Origin of the sequence: Desulfuribacillus alkaliarsenatis (genome assembly GCF_001730225.1) — a bacterium.
Lineage (GTDB): Bacteria > Bacillota > Bacilli > Desulfuribacillales > Desulfuribacillaceae > Desulfuribacillus > Desulfuribacillus alkaliarsenatis.
Genome location: NZ_MIJE01000001.1, coordinates 358,313 through 379,593 on the forward strand (window position 1 = coordinate 358,313; position 21,281 = coordinate 379,593).

Annotated in this window: 25 protein-coding genes; all 25 read left to right on the forward strand. The window is 38.0% G+C overall.

Annotation, left to right across the window (positions count from 1 at the left end; all coding sequences use genetic code 11):
- Positions 1 to 65 precede the first annotated feature (65 nt).
- The 25 genes from BHF68_RS01770 (at position 66) to dxs (ending at position 21,204) form a co-directional block, all read left to right on the forward strand.
- Positions 66 to 1,301, forward strand: coding sequence for an HD domain-containing phosphohydrolase (locus BHF68_RS01770; RefSeq protein WP_069641920.1), 1,236 nt, complete (start codon positions 66 to 68; stop codon positions 1,299 to 1,301).
- Between the two features lie 68 nt (positions 1,302 to 1,369).
- Positions 1,370 to 1,693 (forward strand): CD1247 N-terminal domain-containing protein, encoded by a 324-nt coding sequence (locus BHF68_RS01775; RefSeq protein WP_069641921.1) that lies wholly within the window; start codon positions 1,370 to 1,372, stop codon positions 1,691 to 1,693.
- A gap of 144 nt (positions 1,694 to 1,837) precedes the next feature.
- Complete coding sequence (gene spoIIIAA / locus BHF68_RS01780) at positions 1,838 to 2,812, forward strand: stage III sporulation protein AA (RefSeq protein WP_069641922.1); 975 nt, start codon at positions 1,838 to 1,840, stop codon at positions 2,810 to 2,812.
- Positions 2,805 to 3,320 carry a stage III sporulation protein SpoIIIAB gene (spoIIIAB, locus tag BHF68_RS01785; protein ID WP_069641923.1) on the forward strand — a complete coding sequence of 172 codons (516 nt, stop codon included), beginning with the start codon at positions 2,805 to 2,807 and terminating at the stop codon, positions 3,318 to 3,320. The genes spoIIIAA and spoIIIAB overlap by 8 nt, the downstream gene beginning before the upstream one ends.
- A gap of 12 nt (positions 3,321 to 3,332) precedes the next feature.
- Complete coding sequence (gene spoIIIAC, locus BHF68_RS01790; RefSeq protein ID WP_069641924.1) at positions 3,333 to 3,533, forward strand: stage III sporulation protein AC; 201 nt, start codon at positions 3,333 to 3,335, stop codon at positions 3,531 to 3,533.
- A gap of 17 nt (positions 3,534 to 3,550) precedes the next feature.
- A complete protein-coding gene (gene spoIIIAD, locus BHF68_RS01795) occupies positions 3,551 to 3,937 on the forward strand; it encodes a stage III sporulation protein AD (protein WP_069641925.1) in 387 nt (128 codons plus the stop codon).
- Positions 3,938 to 3,948: 11 nt separating this feature from the next.
- Positions 3,949 to 5,151 (forward strand): stage III sporulation protein AE, encoded by a 1,203-nt coding sequence (gene spoIIIAE, locus BHF68_RS01800; RefSeq protein ID WP_301553579.1) that lies wholly within the window; start codon positions 3,949 to 3,951, stop codon positions 5,149 to 5,151.
- A gap of 52 nt (positions 5,152 to 5,203) precedes the next feature.
- Positions 5,204 to 5,890 (forward strand): stage III sporulation protein AF, encoded by a 687-nt coding sequence (gene spoIIIAF, locus BHF68_RS01805; protein ID WP_069641926.1) that lies wholly within the window; start codon positions 5,204 to 5,206, stop codon positions 5,888 to 5,890.
- Positions 5,891 to 5,900: 10 nt separating this feature from the next.
- A complete protein-coding gene (gene spoIIIAG / locus BHF68_RS01810) occupies positions 5,901 to 6,488 on the forward strand; it encodes a stage III sporulation protein AG (RefSeq protein ID WP_069641927.1) in 588 nt (195 codons plus the stop codon).
- A gap of 66 nt (positions 6,489 to 6,554) precedes the next feature.
- The gene (locus BHF68_RS01815; RefSeq protein ID WP_069641928.1) at positions 6,555 to 7,136 is read left to right on the forward strand and encodes a SpoIIIAH-like family protein; all 582 of its coding nucleotides are present in this window, start codon (positions 6,555 to 6,557) and stop codon (positions 7,134 to 7,136) included.
- A gap of 127 nt (positions 7,137 to 7,263) precedes the next feature.
- The gene (gene accB, locus BHF68_RS01820) at positions 7,264 to 7,764 is read left to right on the forward strand and encodes an acetyl-CoA carboxylase biotin carboxyl carrier protein (protein WP_069641929.1); all 501 of its coding nucleotides are present in this window, start codon (positions 7,264 to 7,266) and stop codon (positions 7,762 to 7,764) included.
- A gap of 11 nt (positions 7,765 to 7,775) precedes the next feature.
- On the forward strand, positions 7,776 to 9,119 hold the full coding sequence (accC, locus tag BHF68_RS01825; protein ID WP_069641930.1) for an acetyl-CoA carboxylase biotin carboxylase subunit: 1,344 nt from the start codon (positions 7,776 to 7,778) through the stop codon (positions 9,117 to 9,119).
- A gap of 106 nt (positions 9,120 to 9,225) precedes the next feature.
- On the forward strand, positions 9,226 to 9,615 hold the full coding sequence (locus BHF68_RS01830; RefSeq protein ID WP_436796436.1) for an Asp23/Gls24 family envelope stress response protein: 390 nt from the start codon (positions 9,226 to 9,228) through the stop codon (positions 9,613 to 9,615).
- An 89-nt stretch (positions 9,616 to 9,704) separates the two neighbouring features.
- The gene (gene amaP / locus BHF68_RS01835; RefSeq protein ID WP_069641932.1) at positions 9,705 to 10,277 is read left to right on the forward strand and encodes an alkaline shock response membrane anchor protein AmaP; all 573 of its coding nucleotides are present in this window, start codon (positions 9,705 to 9,707) and stop codon (positions 10,275 to 10,277) included.
- A gap of 9 nt (positions 10,278 to 10,286) precedes the next feature.
- A complete protein-coding gene (locus BHF68_RS01840; RefSeq protein ID WP_069641933.1) occupies positions 10,287 to 10,508 on the forward strand; it encodes a DUF2273 domain-containing protein in 222 nt (73 codons plus the stop codon).
- Positions 10,509 to 10,547: 39 nt separating this feature from the next.
- Complete coding sequence (nusB, locus tag BHF68_RS01845) at positions 10,548 to 11,054, forward strand: transcription antitermination factor NusB (RefSeq protein WP_069641934.1); 507 nt, start codon at positions 10,548 to 10,550, stop codon at positions 11,052 to 11,054.
- The gene (locus tag BHF68_RS01850; RefSeq protein ID WP_069641935.1) at positions 11,051 to 12,022 is read left to right on the forward strand and encodes a hypothetical protein; all 972 of its coding nucleotides are present in this window, start codon (positions 11,051 to 11,053) and stop codon (positions 12,020 to 12,022) included. Before nusB ends, BHF68_RS01850 begins: the two co-directional genes overlap by 4 nt.
- A 127-nt stretch (positions 12,023 to 12,149) precedes the next feature.
- Positions 12,150 to 13,004 carry a sulfide/dihydroorotate dehydrogenase-like FAD/NAD-binding protein gene (locus BHF68_RS01855; protein ID WP_069641936.1) on the forward strand — a complete coding sequence of 285 codons (855 nt, stop codon included), beginning with the start codon at positions 12,150 to 12,152 and terminating at the stop codon, positions 13,002 to 13,004.
- Positions 12,995 to 14,395, forward strand: a complete 1,401-nt coding sequence (gene gltA / locus BHF68_RS01860) for an NADPH-dependent glutamate synthase (RefSeq protein WP_069641937.1) — start codon at positions 12,995 to 12,997, stop codon at positions 14,393 to 14,395. The genes BHF68_RS01855 and gltA overlap by 10 nt, the downstream gene beginning before the upstream one ends.
- Positions 14,396 to 14,464: 69 nt before the next feature.
- Complete coding sequence (folD, locus tag BHF68_RS01865; RefSeq protein WP_069641938.1) at positions 14,465 to 15,310, forward strand: bifunctional methylenetetrahydrofolate dehydrogenase/methenyltetrahydrofolate cyclohydrolase FolD; 846 nt, start codon at positions 14,465 to 14,467, stop codon at positions 15,308 to 15,310.
- The gene (xseA, locus tag BHF68_RS01870; RefSeq protein WP_069641939.1) at positions 15,307 to 16,548 is read left to right on the forward strand and encodes an exodeoxyribonuclease VII large subunit; all 1,242 of its coding nucleotides are present in this window, start codon (positions 15,307 to 15,309) and stop codon (positions 16,546 to 16,548) included. The genes folD and xseA overlap by 4 nt, the downstream gene beginning before the upstream one ends.
- Complete coding sequence (xseB, locus tag BHF68_RS01875) at positions 16,532 to 16,774, forward strand: exodeoxyribonuclease VII small subunit (protein ID WP_069641940.1); 243 nt, start codon at positions 16,532 to 16,534, stop codon at positions 16,772 to 16,774. The genes xseA and xseB overlap by 17 nt, the downstream gene beginning before the upstream one ends.
- Positions 16,775 to 16,776: 2 nt before the next feature.
- Complete coding sequence (locus BHF68_RS01880) at positions 16,777 to 17,673, forward strand: polyprenyl synthetase family protein (protein WP_069641941.1); 897 nt, start codon at positions 16,777 to 16,779, stop codon at positions 17,671 to 17,673.
- 1,043 nt (positions 17,674 to 18,716) lie between these two features.
- Complete coding sequence (locus tag BHF68_RS01885; protein WP_069641942.1) at positions 18,717 to 19,358, forward strand: hypothetical protein; 642 nt, start codon at positions 18,717 to 18,719, stop codon at positions 19,356 to 19,358.
- On the forward strand, positions 19,321 to 21,204 hold the full coding sequence (dxs, locus tag BHF68_RS01890; protein WP_069641943.1) for a 1-deoxy-D-xylulose-5-phosphate synthase: 1,884 nt from the start codon (positions 19,321 to 19,323) through the stop codon (positions 21,202 to 21,204). Before BHF68_RS01885 ends, dxs begins: the two co-directional genes overlap by 38 nt.
- The last annotated feature ends 77 nt before the right edge of the window (positions 21,205 to 21,281 follow it).

The following is a 21,281-nucleotide window of genomic DNA, read 5'->3' on the forward strand; positions in this document are numbered from 1 at the left end:
GGAAAGTGCAAAAAAGATTACTTGTAGTTAGTAGGACTTAGTAGGACTGACTGGATGGTGAGGGAATGAAAACTTTTACAATTAATCTTAAATTGGCAGAACTAATAGATGCTTTTTCCCTTGCACTTGACTTAGCCGAAGGCAGACAACTAGGCCATGCGCGACGTACAGCTTCTATAGCTTTATTGCTTGCAATGCACTACGGTGTTAAAGGTAATGAGCTGAATAATATCTACTATACAGCAATGTTACATGATATTGGTTTGTATGACCCGCTTGATACGATTACTGCAATGGATCAAGCCAGTGTTATTCGCAAACATACAATACAGGGTGCAAAGGCAGTAGCTGACATACCTTATATGGAGCCAATATCTCCTTTTATAAAATATCACCACGAACGTTGGGATGGTAAAGGTGAGCCAGAGGGCTTAAAGGGTAAATTAATTCCTTTGCCATCGAGGATTGTTCACCTAGCTGATAGTATCGAAATTTTTGTGAACACTAAAGGTGCAGATAAATACTCACTTCAGAATTTCATTATGCATGAAGCTGGCAGAAAGTTTGATCCAAACCTTGCAAAAATTGCTTATGCAATAACTAAATACGATGAATTTTATGAAACGATGAGTCACCCAATAGCTTTATTAGACGATTTAAGGCCTCAGGATCAGATACAAGTTGATGACAAAGGCTTATTAGCGATTGGACATGGCCTAGCTAATTTTATAGATAACAAAAGCCCCTATACTGCTAACCATAGTATAGAAGTAGCAAGATATACTGTTGAATTGGGCAAACATTTAGGCTTTAAAGATGACCGTTTACATAAGCTCGAAGTTGCTGCGCTTTTACATGATGTTGGTAAGCTTGGAATTTCAAATAAAATATTACACAAACCAGGTAAACTAACAGATGCGGAGTTTCAGGTTATTACTTTTCATCCTTATTATTCTGAGATGATTCTTTCTCAGGTTAAAGGTTTTAATGAAATTAGCTTGTGGGCTTGTTTGCATCATGAAAAATTGGATGGCAGTGGATATCACAGACAATATGATGCTAGTAAAATACCCCCTGAAGCAAGAATAATTGCGATTGCCGATGTGTTTCAGGCGATAGTATCTGATAGGCCATATCGTGCAGGGCTACCTTACGAAAAGGTTATGACAATTATGCAGAGTATGGCAGAGGAAAGGCACTTGGATTATGACATCTTTGCAGAGTTTGCAAAAATAGCTCCGAGATTATTAGAACATCCAGAAACGAAGCAACAGAAAAAAATTGCTCGAATGAACGATTAAAAACCTTTTTGCGTGGGATACTATGTGTGAATTTTAAGCAAGAGTATCCTATAGAAGGAGGTTTTTTTATGTTAGAGCGCATATCTTATATGAAGGGCTTAGCAGAGGGACTTGAACTCGACTATAGCACTAAAGAAGGCAGATTATTGAAGGAAATGATTCATGTAATGGAAGATATGAGTTTTGAATTGCAGCAGCTACAATCAATGTCTGAGGATATGGAAGACTACGTTGTTGCGATTGACGATGATTTACAATTACTTGAACAAGACTTCTATGAAGAAGATCTGGATGAGCTTGATTATGATGACTATGATTACGAATTTGCTAATGAACCAATATACTTAGAAGAAGAGTTAGATATTGAGGACTACGAGGATGAAATGATGTAATTTTAGTTAAATATGTATATTGAAAAGAAGTCATTAGAGCTAAATGAAAAAGCTCTAATGACTTCTTTTTTTTATTTCTAAAAGATATTTTCATTAAATTGGTCAAGCTTGCATAGGTATTAATAAATGCTAGGAGGTATATGTATGTGGTCGCAGGGGATAGAAAGGATTTTACCAAAATCAATAAAAAGACTTTTACTAAATATACCAAAGACTAAGTTAGACACCATTCAAGAAATACGACTGCGGATATACCAACCGCTTGAAATATGTCTGGCGAATACAAGTGTGTTTTTATCCAATATTGGTATCACAGCAGATTTATCAAATGCTTATAAAGTTACAAAAGAGGATTGTAACCAGCTCTTGCAGGCTATTAGTAACCATTCCATGTATGCAATTGAAGACCAGCTAAGACAGGGATATGTGACAATTTCTGGAGGACACCGCGTTGGAATTGTCGGCAAAGTTGTTGCAGATGGCGGACATATTCGTACGATTCAAAATATAAGTAGCTTCAATATACGAGTAGCGAAACAGATTACAGGGGTAGCTACCAAGCTAATGCCTGAGCTTTATGACTCAGTTCGAAAACAGCCATATCATACATTAATTGTATCACCCCCTCAATGTGGTAAAACAACCTTACTCAGAGACATAATTAGGGAGTTTAGTAGAGGAAACGAAAGGCTTAGCATACCAAGCTATAAAATAGCTGTAGTTGATGAGCGATCAGAATTAGCAGGGTCTATACAAGGAGTTACTCAGGCTGATTTAGGGCCCCGGACTGATGTGCTTGATGCTTGCCCAAAGGCCGAAGGCATGATGCTACTAATCAGATCAATGTCGCCGCAAATTATAGCAGTTGATGAAATAGGGTCAAAGGCTGACGCGAATGCAGTAGATGAAGTTCTGCATGCAGGGGTTAGTATTATTACCACTGCCCATGCCTTTAATTTAGAGGAGTTAATGGGACGACCAATTATGAATGAAATGATACAAAAAAAGGTTTTTGACCGTTATATAGTTTTATCTAATAGACCAGAGGTAGGTACAATTACGGGAATATACGATAAAAACAGAATGAAATTATCGATGAGGAGGGCCTGGATTGGTTAAAACTATTGCGATAGTACTGATTTTGACATCGTCAACGTTAATCGGGTTTTTGTTAGCAAACCGATACGGGCAAAGGGTTAAGGAGCTCCGTCTTATCTACAGTGCTTTAAAGCATTTTGAGACGGAAATTATTTATGGGCTAACGCCAATGCCAGAAGCTTTACGAAATATAGCTAAGCGTATGGAGTCCCCCATCAGCAATGTATATTACGAGATGAGTGAGAAATTCTCTGAACACGAGCTGTCTACCGTAGATATATGGCAAACCTGCTGGCGCGATAATCGCAGGCACCTAGCATTAACAAAGAGGGATTATGATATTTTAATGCAGTTGGGCTATAGCATTGGACAGACAGATAAGGAAAACCAATTAAAGCATATTGGGATAGCTTTATCATATATACAAGCTGAGGAAGAGGAGGCAAGACATGATCAACAAAAACACGAAAAAATGTATAAGTATCTAGGGTTTCTAATGGGATTAATGGTGGTCATTTTAATGATGTAGGGGGAATCTTCCATGTATGAAGTTGATGCCATATTTAAAATTGCTGGTATTGGTATTGCGATTGCGTTTATACACACGATTCTAAAGCAGGCTGGTAAAGAAGACATTGCACATTGGACAACGTTAATAGGGTTTATCATTATTATTTTTATGGTGGCAACAAAGATTAGTGATCTTTTTCAAACAATTCGTCAAACCTTTCTACTACAGTAAGCTAAGGGGTGCTTACCTTGGAAATTTTGCACATTGTGTCATTTGGTTTAGTAGCGACTATTCTAGTCATTTTACTAAAAGAACAGAAACCGCAAATAGCTTTTTTATTAGCAATAATTACTGGAATTTCGATATTTATCTTTTTAATTGGACAAATAGCAGTTATTATCCAAACAATCGAAAGACTGGCACTAGAATCTAATATAGATATCGTGTTCTTAGAAACAATTTTAAAAATCATTGGAATAGCTTACATTGCTGAGTTTGGTGCGCAAATATCTAGAGATGCTGGAGAGGGTACAATTGCTAATAAAATTGAATTAGCGGGAAAGATTCTAATAATGGTTTTAGCACTCCCAATTATTGCAGTAATTATAGAGACAGTGATTCAGCTGCTTCCGTAAGGGGTGATCAATTGATAGCATATCAGACTCGAGTTTTAGCAATGGTTGTACTTGTATCAATTATAATATTTTCAACAGCTGAAGTGGTTATAGCTGAAAATACATCAAGTACTGGTACGATAACTAGCTCTATGGTTAAAGAGCAGATTGATCGCCTAGACACACAAAACATAGAAGAGTATTGGCAGAAGCTTCACCAGGATTATGGTGGTTATTTACCAGGTGGTCAAAGTCCCAGTATTTTTGACATTATTTTACCAGGGGAAGAAGGTTTAAGTGTTAATGCTATATTTCAAGGCTTACTTACTTACTTGTTCCACGAGGTAGTCTATAATACAAGACTTTTAGCAAGCATTATCTTACTTACAGTTTTTAGCGCCATTCTAGAAAATGTACAAAGTGCCTTTGAAAGGAATTCTGTAAGTAAGGTTGCTTATTCGATAACGTATTTGGTGTTAATTGTTCTTGCAATTAACTCCTTTAGCATAGCGGTTACTTATGCCCGCGATGCGATAGAAAACATGGTACAGTTCATGATTGCTTTGATGCCACTTGTCTTAGGAATTATGGCGGCAATTGGGAATGTTACATCGGTAGCGATGTTTCATCCAGTGATAGTATTTGTTGTGAATATCATTGGAACATTTGTTAGCATAATTATCTTTCCGCTTATATTTTTCTCTGCTGTCCTACATATTGTGAGTGCATTTACTGATAAGTACAAGGTAACTCATTTAGCAAATTTCTTAAGAACAGTCAGCTTGGGTTTAATGGGGGTCTTTGTCAGCATATTTTTAGGTGTGATTTCAATACAGGGGGCAGCTGGTGCAGTTGCTGATGGGATAACAATTAGAACAGCCAAGTATATTACGGGTAACTTCGTTCCAGTTGTCGGTAAGATGTTTTCTGATGCTGCTGATACAGTAATAGGAGCATCGTTATTAGTCAAAAACTCAGTAGGTCTTGTAGGGATGGTAATTTTGCTGCTAATGTGTGCTTTTCCTGCAATAAAAATTTTAACACTTGCCATCATCTTTAATTTTTCAGCAGCAGTCATGCAGCCATTGGGAAATACACCAATAATTCAATGCTTAAATACAATTGGCAAAAGCTTTATATATATTTTTGCAGCGGTAGCAGTTGTGGGCCTTATGTTCTTCCTTGCGTTAACAATTATTATCGCTACTGCAAATCTGTCAGTAGTTCTGAGGTAAAGAATAAATTCTAATAAAAACCGAAGGTAATTATCGTAAGGCAGGTGATTTAATGGATTTCGTCAGTGCTTGGCTTAAAGGGATTATTCTAATTATTCTATTCGCAACTTTCATGGATTTATTATTGCCAAGCTCTTCTATGCAGAAATACGTAAAATTAGTTATTGGCTTAATAATAATCATTACCATGCTAACGCCGCTGTTAGTCATTATCAATGGCAAGGAGGCATTTACAGGGACGGATTTTTTTGATTGGCAACGGGGTGATGCTATTGTTGCATCTGCAATAGATGAAGTAAGTCAGCGCATGACTAGCAATCAGGAAGAACTAACAACCCAAGCAGTTAAACAAATGGTTAGACATAGCGTCCAAGGTGTAATAAATATCCAAGGAGACTACTCCCTCGTAGATGTGGTAATGGATACACGGGGTGAGCCAGCCACAGATGAGCTGGAGATAACAAAGCTAGAAATAACATTGGTGAAAAATGCAGTTTCAACTTCTGACCAAGCTCAATCAGGTATAATTGAAGAATTACCTACAGCTATAGTAACGGATGTACAATTAGTACAAATCGATGATATCGAAATTAGTAGTGGCGATAGTCCAGAACAGGTTCAGGATAGACAAAATATAGTAGAGAGTTCACAACAGGTATCGGAGCTAAAGCAAATGCTTAGCAAAAAACTAGAAATATCGACTAATAAAATTCATGTATATATTGTAGAAGAAGGTTAAGGTGATGATAATGAATATTAAAGATAATATGACACCGATGCGCTGGTTACTGCTTGTTGCTGCCTTAGGTTTTATACTAATGGTATTAGTTGCAGATTTTAATATATCACAAAGCCTACCATCAGATTCCGTAGACGATATAGTAAAAAAGAATGCAGTTACGAGTTCAGATGCCTTTGGTATGCGAGAATATGAAGAGCTATATGAAAGAAATCTCGAAAAAATTTTAGAAAAAGTTGCTGGAGTTGGTCAAGTTTCGGTAATGGTAAACATAGATTCTACAGAAGAGGTTGTTTTAGGAACTAATACACGCTCTACAGAACGTAATACTGATGAAAATGACCGACAAGGGGGGAGTCGAAAGGTAACGGAATTAACAGAAGATAACCAGATTGTTATTCTGCGTGGCAACAGTGGTGGTGAAACACCAGTGGTAATTAAACGGTTAAAGCCTAATATACGAGGAATTATTATAGTTGCTGAAGGTGCAAATAACATTAAGACCCATGCCTTACTATCAGAGGCTGCCCAGAGGGCTTTAAATGTTAGTGCTAATAAAATATCTATTTTACCAATGAATATGCATGAAGGAAATTAACTAGATAAAGATACATCTTAAAACATGGAGATTTATCTTAAAACCTAAAGAAGGAGTTGATATTAAATGAGTTTTTTCATTGTGAAAAAAGAAAAGATGCTATTAAGCGCGCTAATGGTATTTACATTATTGATATTGGGTTATTATGTAGCGGGCAATCTTACGCAGCCTGTTGAGATTGCAGTACCTACTGATGTGTCAGAAGAGCGTGAGCAATCTGGTCGCACAGATGACAACGTAACTGACAATGATCCAGAAAACCAGGGGCCACCTGGGCAGGTAATATTATATGACTCAACCTATGATGATTTTGTATCCTTTAGACTAAATAGAGATTTTGAAAGGTCGCAAATGATAGACGACCTTCGTATTACAATGGCAAGTGCTAACGTAACTCCAGAAGAAGTAGCTAAAGCTAAGTCAATGTATGATAATATATTAAAAGCTGCAAGTATAGAAGATGATATAGAAGAAATAATAATGAGCTTAGGATTTAAGGATTGCGTATATTCGCAAACTGGGGAGAAAGCACAAATTATAGTGCAAGCAGACCAAGTATCTCCTGAACAATATCTTGAAATTCTTGATATCGTAAGCAATAAGACAGGATTATCACATAGAAATATTGAAGTTAGTTACTATAATTAGTAGTGTTATTAAAAAAATGCCGGTATACTTTCCGGCTTTTTTCGTGCTGATGGCATTGCATATGCTAGAGACAATCATTATAATGTAATGGGTAGGTTTATAATTATGCACGTAAGAGGTGAAGTGAATGTTTAAAATTTCAGAAATAAAAGAGTTAATTAAGCTACTAGATAGCACGAACGTAAGTGAGTTAGAAATAGAGAGTGAAGGAACAAAGCTGTCTATCAAGAAAGATAATAACATTTATCAAGGAACACCAGTATCTAACACGAATATAGAGTCTGTTCCAGTTGTTAAGCAAGCAGTGCAAACGCCAGCAAAGGCAGATTTTAACTTAGAAGCACAGGCAGCACCGATAGCGCAACCAGCTAAAACTGCAGATTCCAGTATCATAGAGATAAAATCTCCGATGGTAGGAACGTTCTACTCTTCCCCATCACCAGACGCAGAAGTGTATGTAAAGGTTGGAGATCAAGTTAAAGCTAATGATGTCGTATGTATTGTGGAAGCAATGAAATTGATGAATGAGATAGAAGCAGAATGTAATGGCAAGATAGTTGAAGTATGTGTTGAAAATGGACAGCTTGTAGAATACGGCCAAACATTATTTAAAGTAAGTAAGGAATAGGGAGTGGCTGCATGTTTGAAAAAATACTAATTGCAAACCGTGGTGAGATTGCAGTCCGAATAATACGCACATGTAAAGAAATGGGAATCAAAACAGTAGCCATCTATTCACAGGCTGACCAGGATGCCTTACATGTTCAATTGGCAGATGAAGCATATTGTGTTGGTCCTACAAGCTCTAAGGAATCATACTTACATATGACAAATATTATGAGCATAGCGACGATAACTGGTTGTGATGGCATCCATCCTGGCTATGGATTTATGGCGGAAAATGCTGATTTTGCAGAGGTTTGTGCATCCTGTGGAGTAACATTTATTGGTCCATCTCCAAAGGCTATTGAAACAATGGGTGCAAAAGCCAAAGCCCGTGAAACTATGAAGCTGGCTGGAGTCCCTATTGTACCTGGTACAGAGGGTATTATCCAGGATATCGATATAGCAATAAAAACAGCTAATGAAATAGGCTATCCTGTAATAGTAAAAGCCACAGCAGGTGGTGGTGGAAAAGGTATGAGGGTAGCATGGACTCGTGATGAATTAACGAAGGCTGTTTCTATGGCACAGCAGGAGGCAGAGACTGCCTTTGGTAATGCTGGCGTATATTTAGAAAAATATTTAGAAGAACCAAGACATATTGAGATTCAGATAATTGCAGATTCCCATGGTAACGTTGTCCATTTAGGGGAGCGCGACTGCTCGATTCAACGCCGTCATCAAAAGCTAGTAGAAGAGGCTCCATCACCAGCAATAGAACCGGAAATTCGTGAGCAAATGGGAGAAGCTGCCATAGCTGCAGCTAAAGCTGTTAACTATGTTACAGCAGGTACCGTTGAGTTTTTATTAGATAAGCATAATAACTTTTATTTCATGGAGATGAATACAAGAATTCAAGTTGAGCATCCTGTAACTGAGTACGTCACTGGTGTTGACCTTATTAAAGAACAATTATTGGCTGCTGCTGGACTAGAATTAAGTGTCAAGCAAGAAGATATCAAAATTAATGGATGGGCGATTGAATGTAGAATTAACGCCGAAGATTCAGAGAGAAACTTTATGCCATCACCAGGAACGATAACAGCTTACATACCACCAGGTGGTTTTGGTGTACGTGTTGATAGTGCTGCCTATCAAGGCTATCAAATAACACCATTCTATGATTCAATGATTGCTAAGGTAATCGTACATGGTGCTACCCGTACGGAGGCTATTGACCGTATGTATAGGGCATTATCAGAATTCAGAATTGAAGGTATAAAGACAACAATTCCATTCCACTTAAAACTACTAAGGAATGAAGCATTTGTTGCTGGGGACTTTAACACTAAGTTTTTAGAAATTCATAAGATAATGTAGATATGTAATTAACCCATGGACTAGTTAATTGTGTTAGATATTTACCTATGATATAATTTGAAAATAGTAAATAATGGAGGTGTTAGAAGTGACAGTCCCTTCTGAGATGAAGAATTCTAATGAGTTAGGAAATATTCAAATCGCTCCTGAGGTTATAGAAATTATTGCAGGACTTGCTACAGTAGAAATACCTGGAGTTGCTGGCATGAGTGGTGGAGTTGCTGGTGGTATTGCAGAGCTATTGGGTAGAAAAAATCTATCCAAAGGGGTTAAGGTTGAAGTAGGTCAAAAAGAAACAGCAGTTGATGTATCTATCATAGTAAAATACGGATCGTCAATCCCAGAAGTAGCAAATGCAATTCAAGATAATGTAAAAAGAGAAATTGAAAACATGACTGGCTTATATGTAGTTGAAGTTAATGTCCATGTTCAAGGTGTAGATTTCAAGCAAGAAGAGAAAAGAGAACAACGAGACGAAGAGATACGTGTAAAATAAAAATTATCAGAGCGACCATTATAAACCCCCTGCAACCTTAACAGGGGGTTTGATTTAATAAAATCAAAGATTAGAGAGGAGCAAAGATAATGAATTTATTGGAGAAAATTGTATTCTTTTTTTATAACTTAGCTATTGCACTCTTATCAATTATATTTATTATAGTATCTTTAAAATTAATTCCAATTGATGCTATTGGTAGGTATTTTACTGCCCTATACGCTAATAGTCTTCAAACAATGTTAAGTAATGCTTTAATTGGACTTGTATTCTTCTTAGTCGCATTGCGGTTTATGTTTAGCACCTTCGAGCGCTATGGAGCTGCTGATAGGACGTCTTCGAGAACAATTAACCATTCTACTGATATTGGCGATGTGAAAATATCTGTAGAAGCGTTAGAGGCGATGGCTGCTCGGACAGGCCGTCAAATAGAAGGTGTGCGTGAGTTGTCAGCTAAAGTAATACCTACTGAATTTGGTGCAAAAATTTCTATGAAGGTAACATTAAATCCAGAAACAAATATTCCAGAAACGACGGATAAACTTCAAGTTGAAGTAAAAAAATATGTAGAGACACTATCGGGTGTAAAAATAGAAAAGGTTTTAGTAGTTGTGAAAGATGTACTACAAAAGTCTAAAACCCATAGAGCTCCTTTAAGGTAGGGGATAAGCATGAAGGAAGAAGTTAAGGATTTTCTGTCGACAAATCTGGGTAAGGTAATAGGACTAACAATAGGTGTAGTTCTTGGAATTATATATTTGTTTTTTGGATTCTTTAAAATGATTGTATTCATTGCCTTGGCTGCGATTGGCTATTTTATAGGTACGAAAATTGATAGAAATGAAGATATTAGAGACCTTATTGAACGATTTTTACCGAATCATTGGAGATAGGTACCGAAAAACAATTTTTATTGGAGGACAAATTAGAATATGGCTAGAAGACAAGCTAGGGAAAAGGCGCTACAGATTTTATTCGAAATTGATATAAAAAAAGAAACGGATATTCAGCTTATCGTACGTGAACGCTTTGAGGACGATAATGTCACTAAAAAGCAACAGCAATTTATTGAAGAAATTGTAGCTGGAACTCATGCAAATTTACAAGCGATTGATGAGATGTTAGTTAAAGTGCTAGAGGGCTGGAATATCGAACGCATTGGCAAGGTCGAACGTAACATATTGCGTTTAGCTACATACGAAATGTTCTTCACTGATATCGCTGATAGTATAGCTATCAATGAAGCTGTTGAACTAGCTAAGGTTTTTAGTACGGGACAATCGGCAAGTTTTATTAATGGTATATTGGCTAAATTAATAAAAACCAAAGACCCAGCAGAAACGGCCAATGTAACAGAGAGTATCGATGAGTCAGATAATACTGATGAACCAGATAATATTGATGATGAAGACAGCGTTAATGGAGGTACTAGAGATTGAAGGATGTAGTAGTTGGGATTGATACAAGCGCCTACACAACATCAATCTGTGCTATTGATACTGCCGATAATAAGATACTATTTGAGAATAGAAAAATTTTAGATGTCCCTTTGGGTGAGAAGGGATTACGTCAGAACATGGCAGTTTTTCAGCATATGAAAAACTTGCCTTGTTTTATTGAAGAGTTGTTTTCAAAAGTACAAAGTCAGAGAATAGCTTGTCTGGCTGTATCAGATAAACCGCGTTCGCTTACTGGCTCATATATGCCAGTATTTTTTGCTGGACATACATATGCCCGAGTACTAGCCTCAAGCTTAAATGTTCCCTTATACACCTTTTCACATCAGGAGGGACATATTGCCGCGGGGCTAACGACATTAGATACATCACTTACAGCTAAACAATTTATAGCTATACAAATTTCTGGAGGAACCAGCGAAGTATGCATTGTAGAGCAACTTGAGAATGGGTTTAATATCGAGCTAATTGGGGGAACACGCGACCTGCATGCAGGTCAATTCATTGACCGCGTAGGAGTGAAAATGGGACTCGCCTTTCCAGCGGGCAAGCATCTAGAAAAAGTCGCTTTAGAAGCTAGGGAAAAGCTAGTAATACCATCGAGTGTCAAAGGCTATGATTTTAGCTTTTCGGGACCTGCTACGAAGGCAGAAAGACTGCTAGAGCAAGGTATAGCAGAGACTGATGTTGCTAGAGCTGTGGAACATTGTATCGGCAAAACCCTTGAAAAAATTATAAGGAAAGCGAAAGAAAGCTATAATGTTAATGATGTGTTGGTTGTAGGTGGTGTTGCCTCAAATGAATATATAAGAAATTATCTCAAAACAAAGTGTGGTCACCCAGTTGTTCGGGTAAATATTAATTTTGCAAAAATAGAGTATTCATCTGATAACGCCTATGGTGTAGCTGTTTTGGGCAATAATAAGCATAGAAATATTTTAGTCGATTAACGGGATAAATAAAATAATGTGATTATTAAGAAAAAAGTGGAATTGACAAACACTGCATTCTATATAATGATATTCTTTAGTGGTTATTAATAGTGGACTTTATAGAGAGATTGGGAGGAAAAAGTTAATGTATAAGGTATTACGTAAAAAGGTTCTAACTGATACAGGTGTTGATAGGGTTATCTTATTAGATATCGAAGCACCTTTAGTTGCTAAAAAGCACAAACCAGGTCACTTTGTAATGTTACGCATTGACGAGAAAGGCGAACGTGTTCCGTTAACAATAGCTGACGCAAACCCTGAAACGGGTGCAGTAACAATCATTGCACAGGAAGTAGGTAGTACTAGTAAACAGCTAGGAAGATTAGAAGCTGGTGATCACATTTTAGATTTCGTCGGACCTTTAGGTCAAGCTGCTCATTATCCAGAGCATAAGCACGTAGTATGCATTGGTGGGGGATTGGGTGTTGCGCCGCTGTACCCTGAGGTTAAGCATTTGTACCAGACGGGCTCACACGTGACTTCTATAGTAGGCGCTAGAAATAAGGACTTAATCCTATTGGAAAGCGAAATGCAGGAGTACAGTCATGAATTCTATATTGCGACTGACGATGGAAGCTATGGAACCAAAGGTTTTGTCACTACGATTTTACAGGAGTTAATAGATTCAAATACACCTGTAGATTTAGTTATAGCAATTGGACCGATACCTATGATGAAGGCCGTAGCTAACTTAACACGTAAATATGAAATCAAGACCCTAGTAAGCTTAAATTCTTTGATGGTAGATGGCACTGGAATGTGTGGAGCCTGTAGAGTAACAGTAGGTGGAGAAACAAAGTTCACCTGCATTGATGGGCCAGAGTTTGACGGTCATTTAGTTGATTTTGATGAACAAATGAGAAGATTAAGCATGTATAAGGATAAAGAAAAAGAAGTGCTGATTCAAGAGGGCTGTGGGGGTGCAAACGGATGTCAGTAGATAAAAGGGCGAGATTTATAGGTAGAGAGCCGATGGCACTTTTGGAAGATGAGTTACGTGTAAGGGGATTCTCAGAGGTAGCATTAGGCTATACTGAGGAACAAGCAATATCTGAAGCAAAGCGTTGTCTGAAATGTAAAAATCCAAAATGCCAATTAGGGTGCCCAGTAAATATAGATATTAAAGATTTCATCGCTTTAACTGCGGAAGGAAAATTTATTGAAGCATACAAAAAAATTAAGGAAAAGAATAGCCTGCCAGCAGTCTGTGGACGTGTATGTCCACAGGAGGAGCAGTGCGAAGTAGAGTGTATTGTAGGGTTAAAAGGAGAGCCTGTTGCGATTGGTAGACTCGAGAGGTTTGTTTCTGACTACGCCCTAACCAAAGAGCATAAAAAAATTGTCTGTGAAGTGAGTGCAGGCAAAAAAGTGGCCGTAGTCGGTTCAGGCCCAGCTGGCTTAGCCTGTGCTGGTGAATTAGCTAAACTGTGCTATGACGTAACAATGTATGAAGCGTTTCATGAGCCTGGGGGAGTTCTAATGTATGGAATTCCTGAATTTCGTTTACCAAAGGGCATAGTTAAGGAAGAGGTAGAGTTTTTAAAAGAAGCAGGCGTTAAGATTGAATGTAATGTAATTATCGGCAAAACCTTAACAATTGATGATCTATTTGAAATGGGCTTTGAAGCTGTATTTTTAGGAACTGGCGCTGGCCTTCCATATTTCTTGGGCTTAGAAGGAGAAAACTTAAACGGAGTTTATTCTGCTAATGAGTTTTTAACAAGAGTTAATCTAATGAGGGCGTATCGTTTTCCAGAATATAAAACACCTGTATATGTAGGTAACCATGTAGCTGTTATCGGAGCAGGGAATGTAGCTATGGATGCAGCGAGAACAGCGAGACGATTAGGGGCGACTGTGCATATTATTTATCGTCGTTCTGAGGAAGAAATGCCAGCACGTAAAGAGGAAATTGAACACGCAAAAGAAGAGGGCATTGGCTTCCTGACGCTAGCTAATCCAATGAAAGTAATAGGCGACGAGAAGGGCTATGTTAAAGAAATTGTATGCCAGCAAATGGAGCTTGGCGAGCCAGACGAATCTGGCAGAAGACGCCCCCAGGCAATACCAGGGTCAGAATTCACTTTGCCTGTAGATACACTAGTAGTAGCAGTTGGACAAGGACCGAATCCTATTGTTACACAGGCTACTCCTGATCTTGCTACTAATAAATGGGGTAATATCATTGCTGATGAGCAGACTGGTGCTACCTCTATCCCAGGGGTTTATGCTGGCGGAGATGTAGTTACTGGTGCGGCAACCGTTATAAAGGCAATGGGTGCTGGTAAAATAGCAGCAGCAGGAATTCACAATTATCTAACGAATAAGTAATTATATAGAAATAGGTGAGAGCGTCCACTATTAATGGTGCGTCGCTCTTTCATCTAAGTTTGGAGGTACATAATGTCTAACATTATTGATGGAAAACAAGTTTCATTGGAAATCAGAGATAGTCTTACTGAAGAAGTAAAGAAATTACAAAAGCAAGATATTCAACCAGGTTTAGCAGTTGTAATAGTAGGTAGTGATCCAGCTTCACAAACCTATGTAAGGGCGAAAGCAAAGGCCTGTAATAACATAGGTATATACTCTGAAGTGTATGAGCTGCCAGAAGAGATAACAGAACAGCAGCTTTTAGAAAAAATTGACGAGTTAAATAGTGATATGAGGATTCATGGAATTCTCGTCCAGCTACCATTGCCTAAAGACATTAATGAGCAGGCTGTTATAGAACGTATTTCAGCCGACAAGGATGTAGACGGGTTTCATATCTTAAATGCTGGAAAGCTATTGGTAGGTCAGGACAGTTATCTTCCTTGTACACCTGCTGGATGTATCGAATTAATTAAAAGAACTGGTGAGACACTAGAGGGCAAGCATGTTGTTGTAATCGGCAGAAGTAATATCGTAGGGAAACCAGTAGCGTTATTGTCGTTGTATGAAAATGCTACAGTTACAATCTGCCACTCCCGTACACAGAACTTGGCTGAAATAGTTAAGCAGGGTGATATTGTAATAGCAGCCGTAGGCCGTCCAAAAATGATAACAGCGGATATGGTCAAGGATGGAGCTATTGTGATTGATGTTGGAATTAATAGAGTTGACGGTAAGCTCGTCGGTGATGTGGATTTCGAACAAGTTAAGGATAAAGCATCATTTATTACGCCAGTACCTGGTGGTGTAGGCCCAATGACAATAACGATGCTATTACAGAACACAATTGTAGCTTGCAAGAAATCAGTATGACGAAACAAGCCTGGTCAGTTAGTCAGCTAACAAAATATATTAAAAACGTCATCGATAACGATTGGCAGCTTTGTGATACTATGATTAGTGGTGAGATATCTAATTTCACCCACCATAGTAGCGGGCACATGTATTTCAGTTTAAAGGATGAAAAAAGTGTAATTCGCTCAATCATGTTTGCTGGAAATAATCGCTCTTTACAATTTATACCTAGAAATGGCATGAAAGTAATCGCTAATGGTAATGTGTCGATTTATGAACGTGACGGCCAATATCAACTGTATATACAGGAGATGTACCCTGCAGGATTAGGTAGTCTCCACATCGCATATGAGCAGCTTAAGCAACTGCTCGCTAAAGAGGGTTTGTTTGATACAGCTAATAAGCAACCGATACCCTATCTGCCAAAAGGAATTGCGATTATTACTTCTCTGACAGGAGCAGCTATACGTGATATACTAATAACCTTGAAAAGAAGAAACCCTTACATACCGACATACTTAGTACCTACAACAGTCCAAGGTGATGCAGCGCCTTTATCAATTATAGATTCTTTAACTGGTATAGAAGCATACTGCTCTGGATTTATTGATGTTATATTACTTGCTAGGGGCGGAGGGTCAATTGAAGAGCTTTGGGCATTTAATAATGAGCAGGTAGCTAGAGCTATTCACAAATGCAAGATTCCTATTGTCGTAGGAGTTGGGCACGAGACTGATACTACAATTGCTGATTTTGTTGCTGATGTGCGAGCAGCAACCCCGACTGGTGCCGCAGAGCTAGTTTCACCTAAATATATAGACATAAAGAAGGACTTAGAAACACTTACTCATAGGTTGAATTTGGCTATTGACAATAAAGTGGCTTCGAAAAGAGAAAAACTTAATAATCTATTAAATGCAAAGGTATTTAAAAAGCCTGAAATACTAACAATGCAGCATAGACAACTACTAGATCTTTTAACTAAAGATTTACAGCAATTGTTTCACAACCGTTTTAAACAGGATATTGCTACATTTACAATGCTGTGTCAAAGGCTGGAGGATTTAAGTCCGCTTAAGATAATGGACAGGGGTTACTCATTAACATATCAAGAACATGATATTGATGGTAACGAGCAAAGGCGCATAATTAAATCAATTTCCCAGGTGGAAGTCGAAGATGAAGTAAATGTACAATTGACAGATGGTGTATTAGCTTGTCGTATAAGGGGGGTTAGTAATGCCAAGAAAAACTAGTCAGTTAGCTTTCGACCAGGCAATACTGGAATTAGAGTCAGTAGTTAAAAAACTAGAAGCGGGAGAAGTTACCCTGGAAGAATCAATAGAATTATATAAACAGGGAATAAATTTGGCTAAAGATTGTCATAACTTATTAGAAAAAGCAGAACAACAGGTGCAAAAGATATCTATAGAGAATGGGAGCTATCGTTTAGAAACAGTTGTAGAAAAGGATGGGGATTAAATATGAGAATTGAATTTAATACATTTATTAACTCTAAGATTGCTACTATTGATAAAGCGCTGGATAAATATTTGCAAAAGGTTGAACCCCATCCTGGGATATTGTACGAATCGATTCGTTATAGTATGTTTGCAGGCGGGAAACGCTTGCGTCCAGTTTTAACATTGACAACAGCTGAAGCCTTTGGTTGTGAAGCAGAAAAGGCGCTACCAATAGCATGTGCAATAGAAATGATACATACGTACTCTTTGATTCATGATGACCTTCCAGCAATGGATGATGATGACTTCAGAAGAGGAAAGCTGACAAACCACAAGGTTTATAACGAAGCTATTGCGATTTTAGCAGGCGATGCTCTGCTAACTAAAGCTTTTAAAGTGCTTGCTAATGCAACTGACCTTGGAGTAGATCCAATTATAGCACTACAGCTAATTGACGAAATTAGCGAAGCCGCAGGGGCAGAAGGTATGGTAGGTGGTCAGGTTGCCGACATGGAAGCAGAAGGCAAAAGGCCAAGTATAGAGCAGTTAGAATATATTCACAGACATAAAACAGGAGCATTATTTACTATAGCAATAAGGGCGGGAGCGATTGTAGCAGGTGTAAAAAATGAGTCATTAGCAGCTATTACTGACTTCGCCTCTAAATTAGGATTAGCATATCAAATACAGGATGATATATTAGATATTATAGGTGACGAGAAAACAATTGGAAAATCCGTAGGCAGTGATTTAATGAATGATAAAGCTACTTACCCAGCACTGCTTGGCTTAGATGAATCAAAGAAGCAAGTACAGAAGCTAACAGAAGAGGCTTTATTAGCTTTAGATAGCAGTGGCTGTAAGGAATCTAAATATCTAAGGGCAATTGCCGATTACTTAGTAGCAAGAGATAGCTAAAAGAAGGCAAAAAAAATACAGGAATAACTATTCCTGTGGGAGAGAGTAGAAGTTTGTACACTTTGTGCACTGAGAGGGAAAAAATTCAACAAGTTAGTTCTTTATGAACTATCTTTATGGTATCTTGAAAACACAATCAATACAATAGCTATTTAGAATGATTTTAGCACTAGTGAGTAATTCTCAAGCTTATATGAATAAATTCATATAAATGATATTTAGATTAAAATCGTTATAATATTACACACAAAAGCACTTTATCTTTTGTATACTCTGCTATAATTCGATTCTTGTTATTTGAGATTGATAGCAAAACCTGATATAATAGTGTTACAGAGATTAGAGTGGTGCAGTATTCTAGTCAGCCAATCCTTATCTGAAGGCGGGGCTAAAAATCCGTCAAAGGGCACATCGATGAAGTTCCTGGTGGCGGCTGCTGACGCCCAGTTGGGGGTCGTTGCTGGGAGTTAAGGTAGTGGGGCGATCCACAATGGCATGTGGGCGTTGACCCTACTTCCGCGGAGGCCCAAGTGCGTGGTCGTGAATGATCGGTTCATGATTATGGCTTGGGGTATGAACCTATATGCGAGCTTTTAGTGTTAAGTAGCTTGGGTATAGCGTAGCCTGCCTTGAGTGATATAGAGGGGAAATATAGAAATACTTAAATTCTAGGCCAAGAATTTAAGTACTTGTTAGCTATATGAAATCTATGTTGCAAAAGGGGCTAGGATAAGGTAATTGGTTGTTGAGGAAAACTCCTAGACTGTCCTAAGGGATGCTTCCTGGGGATTAGAGTGCGGACTAAGTGGCAATCTAGTCTGACGTTCGGTGACGGCGTCAATAGAGGAATAAAGGGAAACCGCCAGATTGGCAACGATTTGGATCTTCTATGGGAAAACCAACTAGACCTAAGCCGCAGTGTTTACTCAGGAAGCAACCACTCGAAATATAACAGACATTTAAAAAGGCTTCAGTTTTGAAGCTTTTTTTCATATCATATAAGATTTACGCTTACTACATAAAGAAGTTAGGGGAAAATATCGTTGAATGAGTTTTGGCAATCTACCTATAAATGGACAATACGGATAACTTTTTTAACCTTCGTGTTAGCTGCAATCTTTTCAATAATTTCTAATATGTTTGTCCTGCAACTCCATTGGTTATTTGGAGTTTTTGTTGTGCTTATTATCATTTTTATAGGTGTGGTTTCTGATACAATAGGTATAGCTGCAACTTCAGCTTGCGAAAAACCATTTCACGCAATGGCTGCCAATAAGGTAGAAGGTGCAAAGGTGTCGATACGAATTGTAAGAAATGCGGATCAATTTTCAAACTTCTGTAATGATGTTATAGGAGATATTGCTGGAATTATTAGTGGTGCCGCTAGTGCTGCTGTGATTATACAGGTCTTGCTCACAATGGATAGTAGTAGTACAATGTTTGAAAATGTATTAAAAGTTACAGCTACGAGCATTGTTGCTGCATTAACCGTTGGTGGGAAGGCCATAGGCAAAGCAATTGCTATAAAATACAGCCAACAGATTATATCAGTAGTTGGTAAAATACTGAATATAATAGAAAAGAAATTTAATATTAAATTTTTCGATTCAAAGAATAACAAAAAGAAGGCGAAAAGAGGGGACAGAGATGTTGCTACAAACAATAAATCACCCAACGACTGTTAAGGAGTTTAATTTAGAGCAAAAGATACAGTTAGCTAATGAAATTCGCACATTTTTAATTGAGGAAGTATCTAAAACAGGGGGACACCTTGGTCCAAACTTAGGAGTAGTAGAGCTAACAATTGCACTCCATTCTGTATTTAATAGCCCAGAAGATAAAATGATTTGGGATGTTGGTCATCAATCATATGTTCACAAAATACTTACAGGTCGCTGGAAGCAATTTAGCACCTTGCGTTGTTATAAAGGTCTATCTGGATTCCCTAAATGTAAAGAGAGTGAGCACGATGTTTTTGAAACTGGTCATAGTAGCACATCTATATCAGCTGCCTTAGGAATGGCATATGCTGCAAAGCTTAATAATGAAAGCAATCATTCGATTGCCATTATCGGAGATGGTGCAATGACTGGCGGCATTGCTTTAGAAGCCCTTAACCATGCAGGGCAAAGTGATGTAAATCTTATAGTTATATTAAATGATAACGAGATGTCAATCGCCCAAAATGTAGGAGCACTATCCAACTACCTTACAAGAATGAGAACAGATCCTAATTACTCTAGGGTTAAGGATGACATCGAATTTATATTGAAAAAAATCCCAGCTATCGGCAGTAAAATGCTTAAAACAGCAGAACGAATTAAGGATAGTCTGAAATATTTATTTGTATCAGGAATGCTGTTCGAAGAGCTAGGCTTTACATATCTTGGACCTATTGATGGTCATAATTTAGAGGATTTAGAATCTACACTTCAGCAAGCAAAACGAAAAAAGGGTCCACTTCTAGTTCATGTTATAACTAAAAAAGGAAAAGGTTATCCACCAGCAGAGAAAAATCCTGATTTATTCCATGGCATAGGAAAGTTTGACATCGAAACAGGACAATCTATTAAGAAACAAGCTCCTCCAAGCTACACTAAGGTTTTTGGCGATACTATTGTAGCCATTGCAGCAGATGAGCAAAAAATAGCTTGTATAACTGCCGCAATGCCAACTGGAACAGGACTCACGGATTTTTCAAAAAAATATCCTGAGCGCTTTTTTGATGTTGGAATCGCCGAGCAACATGCCGTTACACTGGCAGCAGGCTTAGCTAAGGGTGGCTTCATTCCGGTATTTGCAGTCTATTCGACGTTCTTACAAAGGGGTTATGATCAGGTTTTACACGATGTATGCTTGCAGAATATTCCTGTAATCTTTGCTGTAGACCGCGCTGGACTAGTCGGGCAGGATGGAGAAACACATCATGGAGTTTTTGATTTAGCTTACTTAAGACATATTCCTAATATTACAATAATGATGCCTAAAGACGAAAATGAGCTTCGTCATATGCTATATACTGCTGTACAGCTTAAAGGCCCAGTTGTAGTTCGTTACCCTAGGTTAAATGGAAATGGGGTAGACATGTCTGAAGAGCTGGCATGCTTACCTATTGGTCGTATGGAATATATTAATCGGGGTCAGGATTTGTCAATCATAGCATTAGGGCCTATGTTGTCTATAGCACAAGATGTTGCCTCTAGGCTAGAAACAAGAGATTTCACTGTAAATATTTTGAATGCAAGATTTGTTAAACCATTAGATGAAGAAACATTAGATGCACTAGCTAATTTAGGCGCACCAATAATTATAATCGAAGAACATGTACTACAGGGCGGACTAGGTAGTGCTATCTTAGAGTATTACGAACAAGCTGGGCGTAGAAACTTAAAAATTAAGCGCTACGGAATACCTGATAAGTTTATTGAGCACGGAGACAGACTGGAGTTACTTAGCCAAATTGGTTTGACAGCTGAACAAATTACTGAAGAAATAAGCCAATTTTTGCCTTTAAAGACCCAGCATGTATAAGAAATATATAATTTAGAGCAGCTTCTTAATAAAGGGGCTGCTTTATGACGTTATAATGAAGGGTGCTTTACAACGCT